Raw genomic sequence first — 22,590 nt, 5'->3', positions numbered from 1 at the left:
CAGAGCGGAGGAATCGCGAGCCTGGCGCTCGGCGGACCATGAGCAGGGGGCGGCTACGGGTCTACCTCGGCGCGGCGCCCGGGGTGGGCAAGACGTACGCGATGCTCTCCGAGGGCCGCAGGGCGCTGGAGCGGGGGAGAGACGTGGTCGTGGGCCTCGTCGAAACCTACGACCGTCCCCGTACCGCCGCCCTGCTCGACGGCCTGGAGCTGATCCCGCGCAGGACGCTCGTCTACCGCGGCGCCACGTTCACCGAACTGGACGTGGACGCGGTCATCGACCGCGCGCCGAAGGTGGCGCTGATCGACGAGCTGGCCCACACCAACGTGCCCGGCTCGCGCAACGCCAAGCGCTGGCAGGACATCGACGACCTCCTGGACGCCGGCATCGACGTCATCTCCACGGTCAACATCCAGCACCTGGAGTCGCTCAACGACGTCGTCCAGCAGATCACCGGCGTCCCGCAGCGCGAGACCGTGCCGGACGAGGTGGTCCGGCGGGCCGACCAGATCGAGCTGGTCGACATGTCGCCCGAGGCGCTGCGCCGCCGGATGGCGCACGGCAACGTCTACGGCCCGGAGAAGGTCAACGCCGCCCTGTCGAACTACTTCAGGGTCGGCAACCTGACCGCGCTGCGCGAGCTGGCCCTGCTCTGGGTGGCCGGAAGAGTCGACGACCAGCTCGACCGCTACCGCGCCGACCACGGCATCTCCGCGACCTGGGAGACACGCGAGCGGGTGGTGGTCGCGCTGACGGGCGGCCCCGAAGGCGACACGCTGGTACGGCGCGCGGCCCGTGTCGCCGCCCGCACCACGGGCGCCGACCTGCTGGCCGTCCATGTGACCAGCGCCGACGGGCTGGCCGGCGGCGACCCGGTCAACCTGGCCCGCCAGCGCACGCTGGTGGAGAGCATGGGCGGCAGCTACCACCAGGTCGTCGGCGACGACATCCCGGGCGCGCTGCTGGAGTTCGCCCGCGGCGTCAACGCCACCCAGCTCGTGCTCGGCGCGTCGCGGCGGGGCCGGCTCGCGCACATCCTGTCCCGTGGCGTGGGGGTGGAGACGACGGCACGGTCCGGTTCGATCGACGTCCACATGATCACTCACGACGAGGTCAAGAAGGGCCGCCGCCCGCCGCGTACGCGGGCCGCGCTCACCCGCGAGCGGCGGCTGAGCGGGTGGGCCATGGCGCTGGCCGGGCTGCCCGTGCTCACCGCGATCCTGAGCGTGTTCCGCGAGGAGCTGAGCCTGCCGAGCGAGATCCTGTTCTTCCTGCTCCTGACCGTCGGCGTCGCGCTGGCCGGCGGCATGTGGCCGGCCATCACGGCGGCCGTCGGCGGGTCGCTCCTGCTGAACTGGTTCTTCACGCCGCCTGTCGGCGGGCTCACGATCGCCGACCCGCAGAACGTCTTCGCGCTGGTCGCCTTCGTGGTGGTCGCGGTCGCGGTCAGCACGATCGTGGACATCGCGGCCCGCCGTACCAGGGAGGCGGCCCGAGCCCGCGCGGACGCCGAGGTGCTCTCCACGCTGGCCGGGCATGTCCTGCGCGGAGAGGCCGCCGTGCCGTCGCTGCTGGCCAGGCTGCGGGAGACGTTCGGACTGTCGTCGGTGACGCTGCTGGAGCGAGTCGGCCCGCCGACCCCGGACGACCAATCCCAGCCGAAGGACTGGCGGATCGTCGCCACCTCCGGCGGAACGCCGTGCACGAGCCCGTCAGAGGCGGACGCCGATGTGGTCATCGACGACGATCTGGTCCTGACCATGAGCGGACACCTGCTCGACGCCGCCGACCGCGGGGTGGTCGAGGCCTTCGCCGCCGAGACGGCCGTCGCCCTGCGGCAGCAGCGGCTGGAGGAGGCGGCCGAGCAGGCCAAGCCGCTGGCCAAGCACATGAGCCGCCTGCAGGCCGGCGTGCTCGGGCTCGCCCTGCAGCCGGTGGCGCTCGAACAGGTCGTGCCCCGGGCGGTCGACGATCTCGGGCCGCTGCACGACCGCGTCGACGGCGACATCTCGATCGGGCTGCCCGAGGTGCTCGCCGACCCGGCCCTGCTGGAACGGGTGCTGGTCACCCTCATGTCCAACGCCGTCCGCCACAGCCCACCGGATCAGCGGGTCGCGATCACCGCGAGCCGGTACGGCGAACACGTGCGGATCCGCGTCATCGACCGCGGCCCCGGCCTGCCGCCGGAGGCGTACGACCGGGTGTTCCTGCCGTTCCAGCGCGACGACCACTCCGGCCTCGCGCTCTCCCGGGGGCTGGCCGAGGCCATGGGCGGCACCCTCGTACCCGAGGAGACCCCAGGGGGAGGGCTCACCATGACCCTCACCCTGCCCATCTCGGCGAGCCCGGCTTGACCTTCGCCAGGGCAGGTGCCCTGATCAGGTCAGTCCGGTCAGGCGGCACAGCGCGGCGAAGCCGTCGTCGGTGCCGGGCCAGTGGCGGCGCACAGCCGGCAGACCGGCCCGGCGTACCACTGAGCGCAGGACCGCGGTGACGATGATGGCGTCGTCGGCGTAGCCGAGCACGGGGATGAAGTCGGGGATCAGGTCGATGGGGAAGGCCAGGTAGGCCAGCAGCAGAGCGAGCCGCACCCGTACCCCACGAGGCAGGAGGGGATCGGCGGCCAGACGGTGTACCAGGCGCAGCACGTCGGGCAGCAGCCGCAGCGCCTCGCGCAGCAGTCCGCCACGGGGCCGCATGATGGCCAGCGTGGCGATGAGCGCCAGCCAGGTGACCAGCAACGCGGCGGCGATCCCGATCAGCAGATCCCATCCCCACGATCCGGTCATCGCGGCTCGCTCTCGCGCAGGCTCGCCACCGTCGCCCCGCTCTCGATGGGCGTTTCGGCGGCCAGCGCAGCCTGTTCGAAGGCGGCCAGGTCGGCGGCCGCGTCCTCGACGGCCGCGCGGGCGGCCGCGCCGGTGGGGGCGGCGAAGTAGTCCCGCGCGGCGATCTTGGCCAGCCAGGAGCGGAAGCGCTCCAGATCGGCCTCGGACTCCTCGACCTCGGCGTAGGTGGTGCGGCCACGGGAGCGCTCGTGCTCGAGCTCTGCACGGAAGGCGGGCAGGCGCTCCAGGACCTCGGTGTACTCGGCGTCGCGCGCGGTGTTGAACTCGCCGATGATCTGCCGGCGTTCGGCTGGGTCGGTGATGGTCATGCGCAGGATCCGGCCGGTGCCGCCCTGCTGGTGCACCCGGTCGAGCAGGCGGCGCGCCTGCCGGGTGGTCTCGGCGCGTTCGGGCAGCAGGCACACCGACTGCTGCAGATACAGCGCGCCTAGCGAGCGCAGCTTGCGCCACACCTGCACGCGCAACGTCCCGGCGGCGCCGGCGGTGGACACACTGATCAGCAACCAGCCCTGCTCATCCGTAGTGTCCGTCACAGTCGCATGTTACATCCGTTACATGCCTTGCTGCCTGCTCGATGACCTGGCCCGGACCTTCTTCGGCGATGACCCGGCCGGCTGCCCCTTCGGCAGCAGATACACCAGGACGGCCGCGACGATCGCGGTGGTGAAGGTGAAGACCGAGGACATCGCCAGCGCGTGGGCCGCCGCGGCGGTCCGGCCGCCGTCGGCGGAGTCGAAGGAGTTGAAGAACACCACTCCGATGATGGCGACGCCGAGCGCGGCGCCCACCTGCTGCGCGGTCGACAGCACGCCGGAGGCGATGCCCGCGTCGTCGGGGTCTATGCGGGTCAGGACCGCGTTGAGTGACGGCGTGATGAGCAGCCCGCCTCCCACGCTCTGCAGCATGAGGGTCGGGATGACGACCCCCGGCGTGAACGGCAGGCCGTACGTCAAGACGATCACGGTCGCCGCGTACCCGATCGCGAGCACGATCGCGCCGATCTCCAGGACGCGGCGGCCGTACTTCGGCACGAGCCTGCCGGCGATCATGCTGAAGACGAAGAAGGTCGCCGCCGCGGGGGTGTAGACCAGCCCCGCCCCGAGGGCCGACAGGCCGAGTCCGTCTTGCAGCGCGATCGACAGGACGAGGTAGTAGGAGGTGATGACGGCGTAGATGGCGAGGACGAGCACGATGCCGACGGAGAACGACCGCGTGGCGAAGAGCGAGATCCTCAGGAGGGGGTCGCCGCCGAGCCTGCCGATCCGGCGTTCGATGGAGACGAAGAGGGCGAGACCAAGGACGCTCGCGGCCAAGCCCGCCCACGTCCACCAGGGCCAGCCCGCTTCGTGGCCTTGGATGAGCGGGAAGGCGAGCAGGAACAACGCGACGCTGAGCACGACGACTCCCCGGACGTCGAGTTTGCGGGCGAGCGCCGCCCTGGACTCCGGTATGCGGCCGATGGCGAGCAGGATCGCGGCGAGCCCGATCGGGACGTTGATCCAGAACACCGGCCGCCAGCCGGAGCCGAACAGATCGGCGCTGATCAGCAGGCCGCCGACGACCTGACCGCCGATGGTGGCGAGTCCGACGACGGCTCCGAGGACGCCGAAGACACGATGCCGTTCCTTCTCGGGGACCAGCACGGTGATGACGGCGTACACCTGGGGGAGCATCAACGCGGCGCCCAGGCCCTGGACCAGGCGCGCCGCGATGAGGCCGGCCGCCGTCTGCGCGATGGCGCACGCGGCCGATGCCAGGGTGAAGAGCGCCAGGCCGGCGACGAAGTTCGAGGGTGTCAGTCACGAAAGTGAGCGTACGATCGTTCGTACACTTATGGCAAGGGTGTGGCAGGATGGGGCCATGAGCGAGCTAGCACAACGGTCGGGTGCCGGCGCGGACCCGGGCTCGTCCGAGCCGGTGGAGGCGGAGACCTCCGATCTACGGCTCCTGCGCGGCGCGCGGACCAGGCAGGCGATCGCCCGCCACGCCGTCGACGTCGCGTCGCTGGAGGGGCTCAACGGGCTCAGCATCGGCCGGCTGGCCGGCGACCTCAAGCTCAGCAAGAGCGGTGTCGCGACCCTCTTCGGGACGAAGGAGAAACTGCAGGTCGCCGCCGTCGCGTCGGCCCGCGAGGCCTTCCTCGACGCGGTCGTCCACCCCGCGTCGGCCGCGCCCGGCGGCGCCTCCCGGCTGCGCGCGCTGACGGAGCACTGGATCTCGTACGCCGAGACGCCGCTGTTCGCGGGCGGCTGCTTCTGGGCGGCGAACCTCCCCGACTTCGACAGCCGGCCGGGGCGGGTCCGCGACGCGCTGGTCCGGCATCACCAGGGCTGGCTCGCTCTCCTCGCCGCTGAGCTGCGACGGGCCGTCGACTCCGGCGAGATCGCCGACCTGGACGCCGATCTGGCGGCCTTCCAGATCGACGCCGTGTTCACCGCCGCGAACACCGCGTTGCGCCTGGGCGACAAGGACGCCGGGGACAAGGCCCGCCGCGTGGTCGACGGGTTCCTGGCGCCCCGCCGCTGACCCGGTCGCGGGGTTCCGCACGCCTTGCCGCTGACCCGGTCGGCGGGTTCCGCGCGCCTCGACACTGATCCCGTCGGCGGGTCAACGCGTCGGTGGGTGGCGCTGGTCAAGCGAAGATCTACGGGTTACGATCCGGGCACACATCCGATGTATGTGCCTCGCAGGAGCCCCCATGGCCGCGTTGATCCGTCTGTGCGTCGCTCTCCTCCTGGCCCTCGGCCTCCTCCCCGCGCTGCCCGCCCAGGCGGCCCGGGGAAGCTGGAAGATCACCGGCTTCCCCGGCGGCCCCTCGGCGGAGCTCGTGCTCGACCCGCAGGCGGGCACCCTCGCCCTCGCCGTGACCCGCGGTGGCGTCCGAGTGCTGGAGCCCAGCCCCGCGGGCATCGTCACCGAGCGCGCCGACCTGTCACAGGGCCTGCGATTCCTGCACCGCCGCGACCGGGTGGTGACCGAGCACTACACCACCACGGTCGGCAAGCGCCTCAAGCGGTGGGCGCTCATGCGAGAGACCGTCTTCACCTTCGAGAACGCCGCCGGCGCCCGCCTCGACCTGGTCGTCAGGGTCGCCCACGACGGTGTCGCCTACCGCTACCGGCTGCCGGAGGACCACGGCGCGGTCCTGCGCGAGACCTCGGCGTTCACGCCCGCGCAGGACGCCACCGCCTGGCTGGCCGTGCATCGCCGCGACTACGAGAACCCGTTCCTGCAGTACACGGCCCAGAGCGCGCCCGCGGCCGACTTCATGGTGCCCGCCCTGTTCGAGAACGGCGGCACCTACCTCCTGGTCACCGAGTCCGACCTCGACGGCCGCTACTCCGGTCCCAGGCTCACCCACGAACAGGGCACCGGCACCTACCGCCTGCAGTTATGGGATCCGCAGGTGCAGGTCAGCGGGCCCCTGGCCACCCCGTGGCGCGTCATGATCGTCGGGGACCTGGCCACGGTCACCGAGTCCACGCTGGTGGACGACCTCGCCCCGGACTCCAAGGTCCGCGACACCTCCTGGATCGAGCCCGGCCAGGTGCTGTGGACCTGGCTCGCGGGCGGCAGGGAGGCCGGGCAGAGCCTGGACCTGCAGAAGGAGTTCGTCGACTACGCCTCGGCCCGCGGCTGGCCGTACGTGGCGGTGGACGCCGGCTGGTACTTCCTGAAGGACCAGTGGGACGTCACCGACCCGGAATGGCCGTCCACGAGCTGGATACCCCAGCTTGTCGAGTACGGGCGCGGCAAGGGCGTGGAGATCGTGGTCTGGATCCACTTCCGGGACCTGGACACGCCGGAGGAGCGCGCCCTGTGGCTGCCCACCCTGCGGAAGTGGGGCGTACGCGGCGTCAAGATCGACTTCATGGACGCGGAGTCGCAGGAACGGCTGCGCTGGTACGACGAGATCCTGCCCGCCACCGCCGAGAACCACCTGATGGTCAACTTCCACGGCTCGACCATCCCCAAGGGCATCCACCGCACCTGGCCGCAGGTGATGACCATGGAAGGCGTGCACGGCAGCGAGAAGCGCACCCTCACCACCGCCCACCTGACGACCCTGCCGTTCACCAGGAACGTCGTCGGCTCGATGGACTACACCCCGATGGCCTTCCAGCGTCCGGCCCGGCCCACCTCCGACGCCCATGAGCTGGGCCTGGCCGTGACGTACGAGTCCGGCCTGCAGGACCTGGCCGGCACCGTGGCGTCCTACCAGACCCGGCCGGAGGCCGAACGCTTCCTGGAACAGGTGCCCACGGTCTGGGACGAGACGCGCCTGCTGTCCGGCCGCCCGGCCGACCACGTGGTGCTGGCCCGGCGCGGCGGCGACCGGTGGTTCGTGGGCGCCGGGATCTCCGGCGCGGCCCGGACGCTCGACGTCGCGCTCGGCATGCTGCGCGGGCGCTGGCTGGTCGAGGTGGTGCGTGACGGCCCGACCGGCCTGGTGCGGGAGAGCCAGGTGGTCGACGGGCCGCGCGGCCGGCTCTCGGTGGCGGTGCCGGCCGAGGGCGGGTACGCGGCGATCGCCTGCCGCTGGCATCCGGGGATCACGACCTGCGACCGATAAACCTCCACGGCGACCAACTCCGTAATTCACTACTTTTACCTCGCCACCACCCGCGATGCACACGGGGCCATCGAGACGTGCTGCATATTCATGCGTGACTTCAGTGCTCTCGAAAAGGGAATGGCATGCTTGAGAACAAGAAGGTACGCGCTTTTGTCTGGGCAAGCGCGGCGGCCGGCCTCGTCGTGGCGGTCGCGGGCGCCGGGGCCGCGGCGGCGACCATCGCCGCCCCGACCAAGGTGACGGCCCCGTACGCGCAGGCGGCGGCCGTGGTCAACGCCGACGGAAGCATCAACCGGGCCAAGGGAATCGCGTCGGTCACGAAGCCTGCCACCGGGCGCTACTGCGTCGAGTTGGCGGACAAGGAACTGGACGTCACGAGGCTTGTTCCGTCGGCCACTCTGCAGTACACGTCATTCGAGTACGGAATCCGGGTGTCAATGTGGCCTGACCCCACCTGCGGTACCCGAACGGACACTTTCCTGGTCATTACCGGAATGCCAAATAAGTGGGAAGACCGGGCATTCTCCATCGTCATTCCGTAACAGCCTTCGGCGTCGACCCCGGCTTGCGGCGGCCGGGGAGGCGCATGGTGAGCAGCCTCGCGCGGGGCGCCACCCGTTCGGCCAGGTTGAACAGGGCCTCGGTCCGGGTGCGGTCGGCGTCGAGGTGGGTGAAGAGGTTGACGCCGAGGTAGAACGTGATCGCCGCGTACGCGAGATCGCGCGGTGGCAGCAGTTTGGCCAGGGGCGACCCCCCGATGACCCGGTCCAGGGCCTGCTCGATGAAGTCGATCCAGGGCTCGGACCGGGCGGTGATCTCCGCGCGGAGTTCGGGCCGGGCGATGCTCGCGCCGACCATTTCGGAGAAGAGGGTGATGTGCCCGCCTTCGAGGTCGGCCCGGTAGATCTCGCTCGCGGTCTGGACCAGTTCCTCGAGGTTCCCGGCCTTCTCCACGGCCTGCCGGTAGGTCGCCATGCGCTGCTCCGATGACCGGTCCAGCGCGGCGAGCAGCAGCGCGTCGACGCCGCCGAAGTGATAGAAGACCAGCGCCGAGTTGACCTCCGCGGCCTTGGCGATGGCCCGCGCGCTGGTGCCGGCGTATCCCTGGCTCCGTATCGTCTCGGCCGCGGCGTCGATGAGCCGGTCGCGGGTCTCCGCACCCGACTGTTGCTTTCCGGCCACCCGCACCCCCGCTTGACAGAGTCCCGCGTCCTCATCGTACAGTTTAATCACCTGATTAAATCTCTCGATTAAGAGGTGCGTGTGGAGCCTGAACGCCAACCGCAGCTGAGAGCGCGGCGCACGCTGGCCGGGGTGCTGGCCGCGCTGTTCGCGGCGATGTTGCTCCACAGAGTTCTGCACGAGGGGCATCTGGAGCAGACGGCGTTGTTCTACATCGGCCTCCCGGCCGTGATCGCCATCACCGTCGCCCTCACCGCGCGGGCCCGCAGCACGACCGGGATGGTCATGGCGTCCATCACCGTGGCGCTGGCCCTGGCCGGCCCGCTGCTCGGCGAGGGGATCGTCTGCTTGGTCATGGCCGCGCCGCTGTTCTACCTCGTCGGCGCGGTGGTCGGGTTGTTCATCGATCACGGCAGGCGCCGCGATGGCAACGGGCGGATGAACCTCCTCATCGCGCCGCTCCTCATCGCCGCCATGCTGGAGGGCACCGCGGCCTCGCTGCCCCGTGACAACGAGGTCAGCGTCACCCAGGCCACGGGAACCACGGACGTCGAACGGGCGCTGGCCGCCGAACCACGATTCGGGCCGGTGGAGTCGCGGTTCCTGGCACTCGGCTTCCCCCGGCCGTTACGGGCCGAAGGCACCGGACTGGCCGTCGGCGACACCCGGAAGATCATCTTCACGCCGCGCCGCTCACTGGGCATCGGCGCTCCCCTCGAACCTCGGTCCATGACCCTGCGCGTGAGCGAGCGCTCGCCCGGACGGGTCGTGTTCGCCGTGGTGGCGGACACCACCCTCGCCCGCTGGATGGACCTGCGCCGGGCGACGTTCGACTGGCGAAGCGGCGACCTGAGGCTGACCCTCGGCTATCGTCGTACCTTCGACCCGGGCTGGTACTTCGGCCCGCTCCAGCGCTACGCGGTCTCCGAGGCGGCCGGCTACCTGGCCAAGACCTTCACCTCATGAACGACCCCACGCTGATCCGCGGCGTCGCGCTCTTCGGCCCGATGGCCGCCGTCTGGATCGCGGCGGCCGTACGGCGGCCGGGGGAGCGGGACATCGCCGCGATGATCCTGGCCACGGCGTGGAATCTGCTCACCCTCGCGATCGTGAACGTCCTCGCCCCGTACGCGGGCTGGTGGCGGTTCGCCGCCGACGGCGCCGTCGTCGCGGGCATCCCCGTCGATCTGCTGCTGGGCTGGGCGTTGCTGTGGGGGGCGCTGCCCGCGCACACGGCGCGCGCCTACCCGCTCCCTCTGGTCCTGGCCGGGTTCGCCTGGCTGGACCTGGGCGTAATGCCGCCGGCCGAGCCGGTCGTGGTGCTGGGGCACGGCTGGCTGTACGGCGAGGCCGTCGCGATCGCGCTCTGCCTGCTGCCCGGCCTGCTGATGGCCCGGTGGACCGCCGCGGACCGCCGGCTCGCCTGGCGCGCGCCGCTTCAGGTGGTCCTCGCGGGCGGGCTCATGCTCGGCGCGCCCGTCGCGCTCACCGGCGTGTGGCGGCAGCCCGAGTGGGTGATCGGGCTGCTGGCCCAGGTCCTCGCCGTGCCGCTGCTGTTCGGTCTGGCCGCCGTCCGCGAGTTCGCCGCCGCCGGGGGAGGGACGCCGCTGCCGTACGACCCGCCGAAACGGCTCGTCACGAGCGGCCCGTACGCCTACCTGCGCAATCCCATGCAGGCATCCATGGCGGGCGCCTACCTGGTGCTCGCGGTCTTCGACCTCCGGTTCGCCGCCGCTGCGGCGATCTGCGTCGCCTACGGTGCTGGGCTGGCTTCTTGGCACGAAGGGACATACCTTGCCACGCGGTACGGCCGGGACTGGGCGACCTATCGTGATCAGGTACGCCCCTGGTTGCCCCGGCTCCGCCCCTACACCGGCATGCCGCACGCCGACGTCTACGTGGCCGCGACCTGCGAGCGATGCGGCGCACTCGGCCGTTGGATCGCGCACCGGCGGCCGGTCTCGCTGCGGATTCGGCCCGCCGAGGGCTATCCGCACGGCCTGCGCCGGATGACCTACGAACGCGCCGACGGGCTGCGCGCCCAGGGAGTGGCTGCCTTCGCCCACGTGGCCCAGCACCTCCACCTGGGCTGGGCGCTGCTCGGCTGGCTGCTCCTGCTGCCGGGGGTGGGCTGGTTCGCCCAGTTGTGCGCGGACGCCTTCGGCGCCGGCCCCGCACGGGCCGCGGGACCCGCGAAGACCTCATGAACGCCATCCCCAAGCGCGTTGGGCGTGTGGTGCGAGCTCACAGGGGGCGGCGGAGGGCGGTGGTGAGGTCGTCGAGGTGTTCGGAGACCGGGCCCAGGGTGAGCAGGCCGCTGCCCGCCCCCGCCAGTTCCGCCGCCGCGGGGAGAAGTTCGGTGTAGGCCCGTTCCATCGTCTCCCGGTCGCCGACGGCGATGGCCGCCCGCGCGGTGAGGCACCACAGCGCCTCGTACAGCAGGTCGCGGGGCGGTTCCGGTATCAGGCGCAGTGCCGCCGCGGCCTCGCCCGGGCGGTCTTGGGCCAGCAGCACCAGGGGACGGGTCCACGGCTCGTAGGGCCCCCAGTCGATGCCCTCGTCGGCCTGGGCGGGCCGTGCGTGCCGCAGACGCAGGCACAGCAGCGCGAGCGGCAACAGCCCGGACTGCAGCCCGGGCATGCCGGCGCCGTCCAGCCGCGCGGCGGCGTCCCGGTAGGCCGCCTCCACCGCCTCCACCGCCTCCGCCACCGGCGCCCGCTCGGTGGCGGCGAGCCGCAGTGCCCGGTACCACTGGGCGAACACGCCCACCAGCGGCAGTTCGTGCCGTTCGGCCAGGCGGTCGGCGGCGGCCGCGTGCTCGTCGGCGCCGGGGAAGTCGGCGAGCGCGCTGCGGGCTTGGAGGCGGATGAGGTGCCCGAGCACCTCGAAGGTGACCAGGCCATGCCGGGTGGACAGGGCGACCAGCTCGGCGCCGAGCTCGTCCCGGCGCGGCGCCAGACCCGCCCGGTGGAAGGTCTGCATGAACACGCCGTTGAGCGCGAACGCCAGCAGCGCCGGATCGTCCAGGCGGCGGGCGATCTCCTCCGCCTGCCCTGCTGCCTGAGGTCCGCGTTCCGCGCGGGTGCCGCGCGACTCCAGGGCGATCGTGGCCAGCAGCCGGGCCCGCGCCGCCTGGTGCGCGGCGGGTGGGAGGGCGGTCAGGGCGCGTTCGGCCGCCGCCACGATCTGGGCCGCCTGTTCCGGGTCGTCCGAGCGGGTCCAGATCGCCGGTACGTCGTACGCGCCGATCACGCGGGCGGTCAGCTCCGCGTCGCCCAGTTCCTCCGCTGCGGCGACGGCCGCCACGCGATACCGGCGGGCCGCCTCCAGACCGCCGCCGCCGGTCACCGCCAGATTACGCAGCAGGCCCACCGTCGACTCCAGCCGCGCCCGGGCGCCGGATGCCACGGTCCGGTCATAGGCGGCGGCCGTCTGCGCCCACACCCGGCCCGCCGCACCGGCCGGGTCGAGGTGGCCGGACTGGTGCAGGATGTCGGTCTCCAGGCCGCGCAGTGCCGGGCCCGGATCCACCCCAAGCTGCTCGACCAGGAGCGTACGTGCCCGGCGCAGCACCGCCAGCGCGTCACCCTGGCGGCCGGTACGGTACAGCGCGAGGGCCAGCAGCCGCCACGCGTCCTCGCGCCAGGGATGCTCGGCCACGTGCGCGTCCAGATCCGGCACCGCCTCGGCGGCGAGGCCCAGGGCCAGGCGTGCCTCGGCCCGGCGTTCCACCGCCTGCAGCCGCAGCTCCGCCAGGCGGGAACGCTCCGCCCGGGCCCAGTCCTCCTCGGCGAACTCGGCGTAAGCGGGCCCGCGCCACCATCCCAGCGCCTCCTCCAGCCGGGCGAGCACACCTTCGGGCGGCAGCGTCGCGGCCACCGCCTGCTCGAACCGCCAGGCGTCCACCGCGTCCGGCTCGGTGCGCAGGGCGTACCCCGGCCCCTCGGTGACCAGCAGCCGGGCGGCGGTGCGCGGCGGGCGCTCGGGCTCCAGCGCGCGGCGCAGCGCGGCCACGAAGGTGCGCACCGCACCCACCGCGCCTGGCGGCGGATCGAGCCACAGGTCCTCGACCAGGCGGGAGACCGGGACGACGCGGCGGCGGGCGACGATCAGCCGGGCCAGCACCGCGCGGTGCCGCGGCCCCTTCAAGGCGATCGCGCCCCCGGCTTCGTCCCAGGCCGTCACCGGCCCCAGCACCCCGAACACCTTCCGCGTCATCGCCACCCCGGCCACGCTATAGCGCGCTCATCCGATGCTCATCGGCGCCCGGCAGTCTGGGGACACCCGCTCACCTACGGAAAGGGCTCGACCATGACGCCTGCCATCGCCGGCTTCGACTACCGGCGCGTCCCCGTCGCCGACGGCGTGGCCCTGAACGCGGCCGTCGCCGGCTCGGGCACGCCGATCGTACTGCTGCACGGCTTCCCGCAGACCCACCTGATGTGGCGGCACGTCGCCGCCGACCTCGCGGCCGACCACACCGTGATCTGCCCCGACCTGCGCGGCTACGGCGCCAGCGACAAACCCGCCGAGACCGACGGCACCACCTACGCCAAGCGGACCATGGCCGCCGACGTCGTCGCCCTGGCCCGCGCGCTGGGACATGAGCGCTTCGCGCTGGCCGGGCACGACCGCGGCGCCCTGGTCGCCTTCCGCGCCGCCCTCGATCACCCCGAGGCGATCACGCACCTGGCCTGCCTCGACGTCCTGCCGACCCTGGACATGTGGGACGTGATGCACGGCACCAGTGCCGCCGTCGGCTTCCACCTCTACCTGATGGCCCAGCCGCCGGGCCTGCCCGAGAAGCTGATCGCCGCCGGCTCGGACGCCTTCTTCGGCCACTTCCTCGACATCTGGGCCACCGACCCGCGGGCGATCCCCGCCGAGGTCCGGGCCGCCTACCTGGCCGCCTGCCGCGACGCGGTCCCCTCGATCGTGGCCGACTACCGCGCCTCCGCCGGCATCGACGTCATCCACGACCAGGCCGACCGGGACGCCGGCCACCGGCTGCGGATGCCGGTCACCGTGGTCCAGCAGGACTGGGGCGCCGCCCTCGGCTTCGACGCGGCCGCCCGGTGGCGCGCCTGGGCGCCCGACCTGCGACATGACACGGTCACCTGCGGTCACTTCATGGCCGAAGAAGCCCCCGCCGACATCACCAAGGTCCTCCGCGACCTCCTCCTCCGCTAAACGGCCGATATATTTCGACGCTCGATATATGCTGTCCGCGTGACCAAGATGACAGAGGCGACGTATTTCATCCTCGCCGCACTGCTGGAGAAGCCGCTCCACGGCTACGGGATCATCAAGCGCGCGGGCGAGCAGTCCTCGGGACGCATGAAGCTCGCCGTCGGCACCCTGTACGGCGCGCTCGATCGGCTCGCCGAGGCCGGACTGGTGGTGATCGACCGCGAGGAGATCGTCGACGGGCGGGCCAGACGCTACTACCGGATCACCGAAGAGGGCACCGCCGCGGTGCGCGCGGAGGCCGTGCGGCTCCAGAGCGCCGCGGCCGTCGTGACCAGCCAGATCATGGTGATGGGCACGTGAACGACTCCGCCACGCTCGAACAACGCTACCGCCGCCTGCTGAGGGCCTATCCCCGGACCTACCGGGAGCAGCACGGCGAGGAACTCCTCAGCACGCTGATGGAGGCAGCCGACCCGGAGACCCGCCGGCCGGCGATCCGCGAAGCGCTCCCGCTCCTGGCCGGCGGCTTCGCCGCCCACGCCAGAGACGCCAGGTCCCGCGCGCCCTGGTGGGTGGACGGCCTGCATCTCGGTGTGCTGGCCGTGGCGACGACCACCTACGCCATGAAGGTCGACGTCCTGCCCCACCTGATCCGGCCGATCTGGATCGCGCTCGCGATCCTGCTGCTGGTGGCGCTCACCCGAGGCTGGCTGCGGCTGGCGCTGCCGCTCGCGATCGTGGCCGTCGTCCAGGCCAGCGGCCTCGCGGCCCGGATGGGCGTCCCCCGTTTCGGGCCGGCCTACGTCGAGACGTCGAACGTGGTCCCCCACGTGGTGATCGTGGCCGGGCTGGCCATCCTCGCCATAGGACGGCGTGGGAAGGCGCTGCCCGCGCGGTCGTGGTTGTGGCTGCTCATCCCGGTGTCCTGCTGGATGCTGCAGTTCGTGGACTTCTCCTTCGAGGAGGAACTGCCCTGGTTGCTGTTCCGCTCGGGCGTGGAGGTGCTGGCGCTGAGCGCCGTGCTCTGGGCCACCGTGGCGGCCAAGGACGCCAGGTGGTCTCTCGCCGCCGCCATCTATATGATCCCGGGCCTGGCCTATTTGGCGGAGAACCTGCCCGCGCACGGCAGGAAGGGCTTCGCCTACTGGGGGCTGCTCACCCTGCTGGTGGTCGCTTCGGCGGTGGCGGCCCGCCGTACCAGACGCAGGATCTGACAGCGGTCCCGCACCTGTCTGCGCGGCAGGGGGTGGACCTTGCCGCCCAGCGCCTATAGTTAGTTAGGTGACTGACTCGAAAAACTCCCGGGTGCAGGCCGCGTCCGCCAAGCGGCAGCGGCTGATGGCCGCCGCCGCCCGGGTCGTGCACCAGCAGGGCGCGGAACGCACCACCATCGCCGACATCGCCCACGCCGCCGACGTCCCGGTGGGCAACGTGTACTACTACTTCAAGACCAAGGACGATCTGGTCGCGGCCGCGCTCACCGAGCACGTCCGGCAACTGGGCCTGCTCACCGGCCACCTGGACAATCTTGGCGACCCGAGGGAGCGGCTCAAGGGGCTCGTGGAGGCATGGGCCGGTCAGCGCGAGCTCGCGGCCCGCTACGGCTGCCCGACCGGGACGCTGGCCGCCGAGCTGGACAAGCGCACCGAGGGCGGCCTGGACGTGGCGGCGGGCAAGGCCATCCGGGTGCTGCTGGACTGGGCCGAACGCCAGTTCCGCGAGCTCGGGCTGCCTGATCCCGACGGGCTCGCCCTGACCCTGGTGGGCGCCTACCAGGGCATGTCGTTGCTGGCCAACGCCCTGCGCGACCCCGACATCATGACGCGGCAGTGCGCCCGCCTGGTCGGCTGGCTGGACTCCCTGTCCGCCGACGGCTCCCAAGGGTGAAGCGACGCCTAACCGATGCGGTAACCCACGCCGGGGGTGGTGGTGATGATCGGGGGGTTGCCGAGTTTGCGGCGCAGGCGGCCGATGGTGACGGTCACGGTGTTGGTGAACGGGTCGGCGTGCTCGTCCCACACCTGTTCCAGCAGGTCCTCGGTGCTGAGGAAGGCCGGGGTGGCGCGCAGGAGGGCTTCGAGGAGGGCGAACTCCTTGACCGACAGGTCGAGCCGGTTGCCGTCGCGGGTGGCCGTACGGCGCAGGGGGTCGAGTTCGAGGCCCGCCGCGCGCAGGACGCGGGCGCGGGCGGCGGGCCGGCGGCGGGCCAGGGAGCGGATGCGCAGGACCAGTTCGGGGAAGTGGAACGGCTTGGCGAGGTAGTCGTCGGCGCCCAGGGTCAGGCCGCTGACCCGGTCGCCGGGCGCGCCGGCCGCGGTCAGCATGAGGACCATGACGCGGTCGTCGCGTTCGGTGATCATCTGGCAGAGGGTGTCGCCGTGGATCCCCGGCAGGTCCCGGTCGAGCACGACCACGTCGTAGGTGTTGAGGTCGAGTTTGGCCGCCGCCTCCAGCCCGTCGTACGCCACGTCCACGGCCATGCCCTGATCACCCAGGCCCTCGACCAGGACGGCGGCGAGGGAGCGCGCGTCCTCGACCACCAGCACCCTCACGCCGCGACCCCCGCCCGCGCGGATGCCAGAGGCAGGGAGATGGCGACCCGGAGGCCGCCCTCGGGCCGGGCACGCAGGTCCAGGCCGCCGCCGTGGGCCGCGGCGATGGCCGCGACGATCGACAGCCCCAGCCCGGAGCCGTTGCTGGAGCCGGTCCGGTCCGTGCCGAGCCGCTGGAACGGCTGGGCCAGCCGCGCGACCTGCTCCTGATCGAGCACCGGACCGCCCGTCTCCACCACCAGCAGCGCGGTCGCGCCGTCGGCCGTGGTGGTCAGCCGGATCCAGCCGCCGTCGTGGTTGTGGGTGATCGCGTTGTCGATCACGTTGTCGGCCATGCGGGTCAGGAGTGTCCGGCTGCCTTGCGTCCAGGCGCCGTCATGGACGTCGTCGTCGTGGACGGTCAGGTTCTTGGCCGTGATGTCGGCGGCCCGGGCGATCAGGGCCGCGGCCACCACCCGGCCGAGCGAGAGCCTCGCCCGGTCGGACAGGGCGCCGTGCTGGGTGCGGGCGAGCATGAGGAAGCCTTCCAGAAGCCGGTCCACCTGGTCGAGTTCGGTGCGGATCCGGCCGGCCAGCGCGATCGTCTGCGCCGGTACGGGCTCCGGCTTGGCCACGGCCACGTCCAGCGAGGCCCGCATGGTCGCCAGCGGGGTGCGCAGCTCGTGGGAGGCGTTGGCGACGAAGCGGCGCTGCGCGGCGAAGGAGCCCTCCAAGCGCTCCAGCAGCCCGTCGATGGTGTCGGCCAGGTCCTTCACCTCGTCGTCGGGGCCCGGCGCGGCCAGCCGCTCGTGCAGGTTGTCGGCGGAGATCCGCCGCGTGGTCGCGGTGATCGTCCGCAGCGGGCGCAGCACCCGGCCCGCGACGATCCGGCCCAGCACGACCGACACCACGGCCATGACGGCGAGCGCGACCGCCGAGCCGATCAGGAGCTGGCGCGCCTGGAGCGCTTCGATCTCCGACAGCTGGGTCTGGAGCCGGCCGATGAGCTCCTGGGCGGTCCCGAGCGTCAGCGGCTCGCCCGGCGGAATCTGGGCGGGGGAGCTGATCCGCGACCCGAGGCCCACGAGGTTGGTGATGACCAGCAGCCCGACGCCGGACAGCAGGAACAGGGCACCGTACAGGGCGGTGAAGCGCAGTCGTACGGTGCGGTCGGCCAGTGCCAGGCGTCGCAGCTTCCTCATCGATCCTCTCCCGTTCCATACCGGCCTCCAGGATGCCGCGCCGGACCTAACAACGACATGACAGCCTCCGTTCGGCCCACGTTATGGCCACCTCCGTAGAACCGAACCCATGCAAGCAACCATCGAAGTCGCCGGGCTGCGTAAGCGGTTCGGTCACACCATGGCGCTGGACGGGATGTCCTTCACCGTGACGCCGGGGCAGGTCACCGGTTTCGTCGGCCCCAACGGCGCGGGCAAGTCCACCACGATGCGGGTGATCCTCGGCCTGGACACGGCCGACGAGGGCACCGCGCTGGTGGGCGGGCGGCCGTACACCAGCCTGCGCAGGCCGCTGCATCACGTCGGCGCGCTGCTGGACGCCTCGGCCCTGCAGCCCAGCCGCACCGCCCGCAACCACCTGCTGTGGCTGGCCCACTCCCAGGGCCTGGGCGCCGGCCGCGTCGATGAGGTGATCGAGCAGGTCGGGCTCGGCTCGGCGGCCCAGCGCAAGGCGGGCGGCTTCTCCCTGGGCATGCGGCAGCGGCTCGGCATCGCCGCGGCGCTGCTCGGTGACCCGCCGGTGCTCATGCTCGACGAACCCTCCAACGGCCTCGATCCCGAGGGCATCATCTGGATGCGCGGTTTCCTGCGGTCGCTGGCCGCCGAGGGGCGCGCCGTCCTGGTCTCCAGCCATCTGATGAGCGAACTTGAGGACACCGCCGACCACCTCGTGGTGGTGGGCCGCGGCCGGGTGGTCGCCGACACCAGCGTGGCCGGCCTGATCGCGACCGCCTCCGGCGGCCGGGTCACCCTGCGTACCTCGGCGCCGCCTGCGGCGATGGCGGCGCTCACGCACGCCGGCGCCACCGTGACCGCCACCGGCCGCGACACCCTGACCGTGATCGGCCTGGCGGGCGAGCACATCGTGTCGCTCCTCAACCGGTACGCCGTGCCGTTCTCGGAGGTGTCGGCGCATCGCGCGACGCTCGAGGAGGCGTACATGGAGCTGACCCGGGACGCCGTCGAGTTCCGCGCCGCCGGGCAGGAGGCGGCACGATGAGCGCCACCGCCCCGCACCGGGCCGTGCGTGGCGGCTTCGCGCTGCTGCTGCGCGCCGAATGGACCAAGTTCCGGACGGTCCGCGGCTGGGTGGTCGCCACGGCGGCCGCGGCGCTGGTCACCGTCCTGCTCGGACTGCTGTCCGCCTCGGGCAGCCACCAGTCGTGCGACGGTGTATGCCCCGCGGTCCCGGTGGGGCCGGGCGGCGAAGCGGTGGAGGACAAGTTCTACTTCGTCCACCGGCCGCTGGAGGGGGACGGCAGCATCACCGTCCGCGTGACCTCCATGACCGGCCAGATCCGCCTGCCCGACCTCACCCCGGGGAACCGGCGCGTCATCTCCGGGGTCGTGCCGTGGGCGAAGGCCGGAATCATGATCAAGGAGAGCATGAAGCAGGGCTCCGCCTACGCGGCGGTGATGGTCACCGGTAAGCACGGGGTGCGGATGCAGCACAACTTCACCCAGGATGTGGCCGGCAGCCCGGGCGGCGTCTCGAAGCAGTCCCCGCGCTGGCTGCGGCTGACCCGCTCCGGCGAGGAGCTCACCGGCTACGAGTCCGCCGACGGCCGGCAGTGGACCAAGGTCGGCACCGCGCACCTGACCGGGCTGCCGGCCGCGGTGCAGGTCGGGCTCTTCTCCGCCTCTCCCGGCGATCTGACGGTGACGCCGGGCGATTTCGGCGGGTCCAGCGCGGCATCGCGCTTCGCCGAGGCCACCGCGGTCTTCGACCAGGTCAGCCTCCAGGGGCCGGTCGGCGGCGGCACGTGGCGGCCCGACGATGTCGGAGTCACCCTGAATCCCGATGGGTCGGCGCACCATCCGGGCGGGTTCAAGGAGTCCGGCAGCACGTACACCGTGACCGGGGTCGGCGACATCGCGCCCCTGTCGGACGGCCAGCAGATCGAGAACACCCTCACCGGCGTGCTGACCGGGCTGATCGTGGTGATCGTGGTGGCGGTCATGTTCATCACCGCCGAATACCGGCGCGGCCTGATCCGCACCACCCTGCTCGCCGGGCCGCGGCGCGGCCGGACGCTCGCGGCCAAGGCCCTCGCGATCGGCCTGGTCACCTTCGTCGCCGGACTGGCCGCCACCACGGCCGCGGTGGCGTTCGGTGAGCAGGTCCTGCGCGCCAACGGCAACTACATCCTCCCGGTGACCGTGTTCACCGAACTGCGCGTCATCGTCGGCACGGCGGTGCTGTTCGCGGCCGCCGCCGTCCTCGCCCTCGCCGTGGGCACGCTGTTCCGGCGCAGCGTCGCCGCGGTCATCGTCGCCATCGTGGTGATCGTCGTCCCCTACATCCTCGCGACCGCCTCCGTCCTGCCCGCGAGCGCGGCGCAGTGGCTGCTGCGGCTCACCCCGGCCGCCGGCTTCGCGATCCAGCAGAGCATTCCCGAGTACGCGCACGTGCTCGGCAACTACGCCCCGTCGGCCGGCTACTACCCGCTGGCACCCTGGGCCGGCCTCGCCGTGCTCTGCGGATACGCCGCGCTGGCTCTCGGCCTGGCCATCTTCCAACTCCGTCGGAGGGACGCATGAGACAACAGCTGTATGCGGAGTGGACGAAACTCCGTACCGTGGCGGGCACCGGCTGGCTGCTGGCCGGGCTCATCACGCTCACCGTCACCGTGAGCGTCGTGGCGGCCGCCGCCGTGTCCTGCACGTCGGCCGGTTGTAACTACGACCCGGCCAAGATCAGTCTTTTCGGGGTCCAGGTAGGCCAGGCGATGGTCGCCATCCTGGCCGTACTGGCGATCAGCGGCGAATACAGCACCGGCATGATCCGCACCACGCTGGCGGCGATGCCGCGCCGGGTCACCGTCCTGGCCGCCAAGGCGGCCGTCGTCACCGGGCTGACGCTGGCCGCGGGCACCGTCTCCGTGCTCGCCTCGATGATGGTCGGGCGGCGGATCCTGCTCGACAACGGCTTCACCCGCGGCCCCGGCACCCCGATGCTGTCCCTGGCCGAAGGGCCGATGCTGCGCGCCGCCTTCGGCTCGGTCCTCTACCTCGCGCTGATCGCCCTGCTCAGCCTCGGCATCGCCGCCGCCGTACGGGACTCGGCGACGGCCATCGGAGCCGTGCTCGGCCTGCTCTACATCCTCTCGATCCTGCCCTTCATGATCGCCGACCCGGTCTGGCAGAAGCTCCTCTGGCAGCTCTCGCCGATGAACGCCGGGCTCGCCATCCAGGCCACCACCCACCTGTCCACCCTGCCCCTCAGCCCATGGGCGGGGCTCGGCGTACTCGCCGCCTGGGCCGCCGCCGCGCTCCTGGGCGGCGGGCTGCTGCTACGGCTGCGCGACGCGTGACCTCCCAACCGGCGACTAACCTGCGGCGCCCGGCAAGGCCACTTGCAAGGACTTGCCGGGGTGGCGGGCCAACTGCCGGCTCTGCCCCGTGCGGACATCGACGGCGTAGGTGATCATGGAACTCTTGTCTCGGGTGGCGATGGTGACCTCGGATCCGCTCTCCCAGATCGAGGTGCCGGCGATGGCGCCGGTCTTCGGCAGGCCGCGGATGGCCACCTTCCGCAGGGTCCGCCCGCTCTTGGCGTCGAGAAGGGTGAGCGTGCGCTTCTTCATGTCCCGAAACTCGATGGCGGCCACCGTATGGCCGTCCGGGGCGAGCTCGCTGAACATGATGAACGTGCCATGGAAGCGCACCGGCGCGCCTCCGCCGGTGACGGGCATCAGCCACAAGTCGGTCTTGATGTACCGGACCAGCTCGGCGACGCCGCCCTTGACGCTGACCGGCTCGTACTTGCCGGGCACCGGCACCGTCTTGCCCGTCTGCATGTCGATCAGCAGCCCGGGCTCCTTGCTTCCCTCACGCGGGTCGAAGGACAGGTAGCGGCCGTCGTCGGAGACCACGAGCATGGAGCCGATGCCGATCCGTTCCTCCTTCACCTTGACCGGGGAGGTCACCTCGGATCCGGTCATCAGGTCGCGGACCACATGCGCCTGGGCCTGATGGCTGTAGTAGGCGAGCTTGCGCCCGTCCCGGCTGATCGCGATGGGTACGCGCCGCAGCTTGGTGGTGTTGGCGAGCGCCTGCGGCACCCGGTAGGTCGTGCCGGCGCGGGTGACCACCCGCCACTCGACGGTGCCGCAGTCGATTCGCCGCTGCGCGTCGACCTCGCAGGATGTCTGGTACGCGCTGCCGATCAACCCCACCTTGCCGTCGGGCAGGTCGGGCACCGTGTCGGTGGCCCGCGGCGTGGCCGTGCGGTCGGCCCACGACCACGGCAGCGTCGCGGCGGTGATCCCCACACCCAGCAGCACCCCGACGGCGGCGACCGCGGCCACCGCCCGGGTGGTGCGCTGCCTGCGCCGGTGGCCCGCGATGGCCCCGTTGACCAGGCTCACCATGGGAGCCTCGTCAGCGAGGTCGTTCAGCGCCTCACGCAGCCTCGTCATCGGATCACCTCCTCGATCTCGGAATCGGACAGCAGATGCGCCAACTCGGGCGCGACCATGCGCAGGCGGGCCAGCGCGTGATGGGCCTGGCTTTTCACGGTGCCGACCGCGCAGCCGAGCACCTCGGCCGTCTGCGCCTCGGTGAGGTCCTCCCAGAAACGCAGCACGATCACGGCACGCTGCTTGGGCGTCAACTTGGCCAGCGCCTGGCGCAGCACGATCCGGTCGAGCGCGGCTCCGTCGTAGGAGACGCCGTGCTCGGGCGGGTCGGCGCTCGGTGACTCGCGACGTGGCCGGCGCCTCCAGGAGATGTACTGGTTGACCAGTGCCTTGCGCGTGTAGGCCTCGGGGTTGCCGCCTTTGGACAGCTTGGACCACTGCCCGAGAACCTTGATGAGGACGCTCTGCAGCAGGTCCTCGGCGAGGTGGGCGTCTCCCGTGAGCAGGTACGCGTTCCGCATCAGCGCTTGCTCGCGGGCGAGTACGAACTCGCGGAAGCCGACGTGACGATCCAATGTGATCTCCTCTCGCTCATGCCAACGCGATGCGTCGGGCGAAAGGTTGCAGTCCCTCCTCGTTTTTCGCCAGCTACGGCCTCTA

General features: G+C 71.9%; 22 protein-coding genes. 13 read left to right on the top strand and 9 right to left on the bottom strand.

Annotated elements, in window-relative coordinates:
* The first annotated feature begins 38 nt into the window (after window positions 1-38).
* Window positions 39-2,354 carry a DUF4118 domain-containing protein gene (locus tag KLK06_RS41850; RefSeq protein ID WP_214641249.1) on the top strand — a complete coding sequence of 772 codons (2,316 nt, stop codon included), beginning with the start codon at window positions 39-41 and terminating at the stop codon, window positions 2,352-2,354.
* 24 nt (window positions 2,355-2,378) lie between these two features.
* On the opposite strand, the gene KLK06_RS41845 is transcribed toward KLK06_RS41850, so the two are convergent.
* Genes KLK06_RS41845 through KLK06_RS41835 form a run of 3 tightly spaced genes read right to left on the bottom strand, consistent with a single transcriptional unit; the run spans window position 2,379 to window position 4,621 of the window.
* A complete protein-coding gene (locus KLK06_RS41845; protein ID WP_214641248.1) occupies window positions 2,379-2,789 on the bottom strand; it encodes a YkvA family protein in 411 nt (136 codons plus the stop codon).
* Window positions 2,786-3,382, bottom strand: coding sequence for a Chromate resistance protein ChrB (locus KLK06_RS41840; protein ID WP_214641247.1), 597 nt, complete (start codon window positions 3,380-3,382; stop codon window positions 2,786-2,788). The genes KLK06_RS41845 and KLK06_RS41840 overlap by 4 nt, the downstream gene beginning before the upstream one ends.
* Window positions 3,383-3,400: 18 nt before the next feature.
* A complete protein-coding gene (locus tag KLK06_RS41835) occupies window positions 3,401-4,621 on the bottom strand; it encodes an MFS transporter (protein WP_284735299.1) in 1,221 nt (406 codons plus the stop codon).
* 88 nt (window positions 4,622-4,709) lie between these two features.
* Here KLK06_RS41835 and KLK06_RS41830 point away from each other — a divergent pair, with 88 nt between their 5' ends.
* The 3 genes from KLK06_RS41830 (at window position 4,710) to KLK06_RS41820 (ending at window position 7,967) form a co-directional block, all read left to right on the top strand.
* Window positions 4,710-5,375, top strand: a complete 666-nt coding sequence (locus KLK06_RS41830; RefSeq protein WP_250906834.1) for a TetR/AcrR family transcriptional regulator — start codon at window positions 4,710-4,712, stop codon at window positions 5,373-5,375.
* 172 nt (window positions 5,376-5,547) lie between these two features.
* Window positions 5,548-7,422, top strand: a complete 1,875-nt coding sequence (locus KLK06_RS41825) for a glycoside hydrolase family 97 protein (protein WP_214641246.1) — start codon at window positions 5,548-5,550, stop codon at window positions 7,420-7,422.
* A gap of 125 nt (window positions 7,423-7,547) precedes the next feature.
* Complete coding sequence (locus KLK06_RS41820; RefSeq protein WP_214641245.1) at window positions 7,548-7,967, top strand: hypothetical protein; 420 nt, start codon at window positions 7,548-7,550, stop codon at window positions 7,965-7,967.
* Here the strand turns inward: KLK06_RS41820 and KLK06_RS41815 are convergent.
* On the bottom strand, window positions 7,957-8,607 hold the full coding sequence (locus tag KLK06_RS41815) for a TetR family transcriptional regulator (RefSeq protein ID WP_308168697.1): 651 nt from the start codon (window positions 8,605-8,607) through the stop codon (window positions 7,957-7,959). The two genes, KLK06_RS41820 and KLK06_RS41815, sit on opposite strands and share 11 nt — an antisense overlap.
* 81 nt (window positions 8,608-8,688) lie before the next feature.
* Between KLK06_RS41815 and KLK06_RS41810 the strand changes: the two genes are divergently transcribed.
* Together KLK06_RS41810 and KLK06_RS41805 are read left to right on the top strand one after the other, a co-directional pair.
* Window positions 8,689-9,573 (top strand): hypothetical protein, encoded by an 885-nt coding sequence (locus KLK06_RS41810; RefSeq protein ID WP_308168696.1) that lies wholly within the window; start codon window positions 8,689-8,691, stop codon window positions 9,571-9,573.
* Window positions 9,570-10,814 carry an isoprenylcysteine carboxylmethyltransferase family protein gene (locus KLK06_RS41805; protein WP_214641243.1) on the top strand — a complete coding sequence of 415 codons (1,245 nt, stop codon included), beginning with the start codon at window positions 9,570-9,572 and terminating at the stop codon, window positions 10,812-10,814. Before KLK06_RS41810 ends, KLK06_RS41805 begins: the two co-directional genes overlap by 4 nt.
* A gap of 37 nt (window positions 10,815-10,851) precedes the next feature.
* Here the strand turns inward: KLK06_RS41805 and KLK06_RS41800 are convergent, their stop codons facing one another.
* Entirely contained in the window at window positions 10,852-12,825 is a 1,974-nt protein-coding gene (locus tag KLK06_RS41800) for a BTAD domain-containing putative transcriptional regulator (protein WP_214641356.1), read from the bottom strand.
* A gap of 93 nt (window positions 12,826-12,918) precedes the next feature.
* On the opposite strand from KLK06_RS41800, the gene KLK06_RS41795 reads away from it, so the two are divergent.
* From KLK06_RS41795 to KLK06_RS41780, 4 genes are all read left to right on the top strand, one after another.
* On the top strand, window positions 12,919-13,797 hold the full coding sequence (locus KLK06_RS41795; RefSeq protein ID WP_214641242.1) for an alpha/beta fold hydrolase: 879 nt from the start codon (window positions 12,919-12,921) through the stop codon (window positions 13,795-13,797).
* Window positions 13,798-13,845: 48 nt separating this feature from the next.
* A complete protein-coding gene (locus KLK06_RS41790; RefSeq protein ID WP_214641355.1) occupies window positions 13,846-14,157 on the top strand; it encodes a PadR family transcriptional regulator in 312 nt (103 codons plus the stop codon).
* Window positions 14,154-15,011, top strand: a complete 858-nt coding sequence (locus tag KLK06_RS41785) for a hypothetical protein (protein WP_214641241.1) — start codon at window positions 14,154-14,156, stop codon at window positions 15,009-15,011. The genes KLK06_RS41790 and KLK06_RS41785 overlap by 4 nt, the downstream gene beginning before the upstream one ends.
* A gap of 67 nt (window positions 15,012-15,078) precedes the next feature.
* Window positions 15,079-15,684, top strand: coding sequence for a TetR/AcrR family transcriptional regulator (locus KLK06_RS41780; RefSeq protein WP_308168695.1), 606 nt, complete (start codon window positions 15,079-15,081; stop codon window positions 15,682-15,684).
* An 8-nt stretch (window positions 15,685-15,692) separates the two neighbouring features.
* On the opposite strand, the gene KLK06_RS41775 is transcribed toward KLK06_RS41780, so the two are convergent.
* Together KLK06_RS41775 and KLK06_RS41770 are read right to left on the bottom strand one after the other, a co-directional pair.
* Window positions 15,693-16,349 (bottom strand): response regulator transcription factor, encoded by a 657-nt coding sequence (locus KLK06_RS41775; RefSeq protein WP_214641240.1) that lies wholly within the window; start codon window positions 16,347-16,349, stop codon window positions 15,693-15,695.
* Entirely contained in the window at window positions 16,346-17,530 is a 1,185-nt protein-coding gene (locus KLK06_RS41770; RefSeq protein ID WP_214641239.1) for a cell wall metabolism sensor histidine kinase WalK, read from the bottom strand. Before KLK06_RS41770 ends, KLK06_RS41775 begins: the two co-directional genes overlap by 4 nt.
* A 109-nt stretch (window positions 17,531-17,639) precedes the next feature.
* Here KLK06_RS41770 and KLK06_RS41765 point away from each other — a divergent pair, with 109 nt between their 5' ends.
* From KLK06_RS41765 to KLK06_RS41755, 3 genes are read left to right on the top strand one after another with little or no spacing between them, the layout of a single operon-like run.
* Window positions 17,640-18,569: an ATP-binding cassette domain-containing protein gene (locus KLK06_RS41765; protein ID WP_214641238.1), complete on the top strand. Its 930-nt coding sequence runs from the start codon at window positions 17,640-17,642 to the stop codon at window positions 18,567-18,569.
* The gene (locus KLK06_RS41760; RefSeq protein ID WP_214641237.1) at window positions 18,566-20,110 is read left to right on the top strand and encodes an ABC transporter permease subunit; all 1,545 of its coding nucleotides are present in this window, start codon (window positions 18,566-18,568) and stop codon (window positions 20,108-20,110) included. Before KLK06_RS41765 ends, KLK06_RS41760 begins: the two co-directional genes overlap by 4 nt.
* On the top strand, window positions 20,107-20,883 hold the full coding sequence (locus tag KLK06_RS41755) for an ABC transporter permease (protein WP_214641236.1): 777 nt from the start codon (window positions 20,107-20,109) through the stop codon (window positions 20,881-20,883). The genes KLK06_RS41760 and KLK06_RS41755 overlap by 4 nt, the downstream gene beginning before the upstream one ends.
* 15 nt (window positions 20,884-20,898) lie before the next feature.
* Here KLK06_RS41755 and KLK06_RS41750 read toward each other — a convergent pair whose 3' ends face one another.
* Together KLK06_RS41750 and KLK06_RS41745 are read right to left on the bottom strand one after the other, a co-directional pair.
* Window positions 20,899-21,990 carry a hypothetical protein gene (locus KLK06_RS41750; RefSeq protein ID WP_214641235.1) on the bottom strand — a complete coding sequence of 364 codons (1,092 nt, stop codon included), beginning with the start codon at window positions 21,988-21,990 and terminating at the stop codon, window positions 20,899-20,901.
* Window positions 21,987-22,505: a SigE family RNA polymerase sigma factor gene (locus KLK06_RS41745; RefSeq protein ID WP_214641234.1), complete on the bottom strand. Its 519-nt coding sequence runs from the start codon at window positions 22,503-22,505 to the stop codon at window positions 21,987-21,989. Before KLK06_RS41745 ends, KLK06_RS41750 begins: the two co-directional genes overlap by 4 nt.
* Window positions 22,506-22,590: the final 85 nt, after the last annotated feature.

The organism is Nonomuraea sp. NEAU-A123, assembly GCF_018603905.1.
Classification (GTDB): domain Bacteria; phylum Actinomycetota; class Actinomycetes; order Streptosporangiales; family Streptosporangiaceae; genus Nonomuraea.
Note: the sequence above shows the minus strand (reverse complement) of the source record. Positions and strands in the feature narration are given on the sequence as shown.

What these genes read in the sequence shown, in the direction of transcription:
- KLK06_RS41850 (WP_214641249.1), top strand. Translation starts at nt 39, where the DNA reads ATGAGCAGGGGGCGGCTACGGGTCTACCTCGGCGCGGCGCCCGGGGTG.
- KLK06_RS41845 (WP_214641248.1), bottom strand. Translation starts at nt 2,789, where the DNA reads ATGACCGGATCGTGGGGATGGGATCTGCTGATCGGGATCGCCGCCGCG.
- KLK06_RS41830 (WP_250906834.1), top strand. Translation starts at nt 4,710, where the DNA reads ATGAGCGAGCTAGCACAACGGTCGGGTGCCGGCGCGGACCCGGGCTCG.
- KLK06_RS41825 (WP_214641246.1), top strand. Translation starts at nt 5,548, where the DNA reads ATGGCCGCGTTGATCCGTCTGTGCGTCGCTCTCCTCCTGGCCCTCGGC.
- KLK06_RS41820 (WP_214641245.1), top strand. Translation starts at nt 7,548, where the DNA reads ATGCTTGAGAACAAGAAGGTACGCGCTTTTGTCTGGGCAAGCGCGGCG.
- KLK06_RS41805 (WP_214641243.1), top strand. Translation starts at nt 9,570, where the DNA reads ATGAACGACCCCACGCTGATCCGCGGCGTCGCGCTCTTCGGCCCGATG.
- KLK06_RS41800 (WP_214641356.1), bottom strand. Translation starts at nt 12,825, where the DNA reads ATGACGCGGAAGGTGTTCGGGGTGCTGGGGCCGGTGACGGCCTGGGAC.
- KLK06_RS41795 (WP_214641242.1), top strand. Translation starts at nt 12,919, where the DNA reads ATGACGCCTGCCATCGCCGGCTTCGACTACCGGCGCGTCCCCGTCGCC.
- KLK06_RS41790 (WP_214641355.1), top strand. Translation starts at nt 13,846, where the DNA reads ATGACAGAGGCGACGTATTTCATCCTCGCCGCACTGCTGGAGAAGCCG.
- KLK06_RS41770 (WP_214641239.1), bottom strand. Translation starts at nt 17,530, where the DNA reads ATGAGGAAGCTGCGACGCCTGGCACTGGCCGACCGCACCGTACGACTG.
- KLK06_RS41765 (WP_214641238.1), top strand. Translation starts at nt 17,640, where the DNA reads ATGCAAGCAACCATCGAAGTCGCCGGGCTGCGTAAGCGGTTCGGTCAC.
- KLK06_RS41760 (WP_214641237.1), top strand. Translation starts at nt 18,566, where the DNA reads ATGAGCGCCACCGCCCCGCACCGGGCCGTGCGTGGCGGCTTCGCGCTG.
- KLK06_RS41755 (WP_214641236.1), top strand. Translation starts at nt 20,107, where the DNA reads ATGAGACAACAGCTGTATGCGGAGTGGACGAAACTCCGTACCGTGGCG.
- KLK06_RS41750 (WP_214641235.1), bottom strand. Translation starts at nt 21,990, where the DNA reads ATGACGAGGCTGCGTGAGGCGCTGAACGACCTCGCTGACGAGGCTCCC.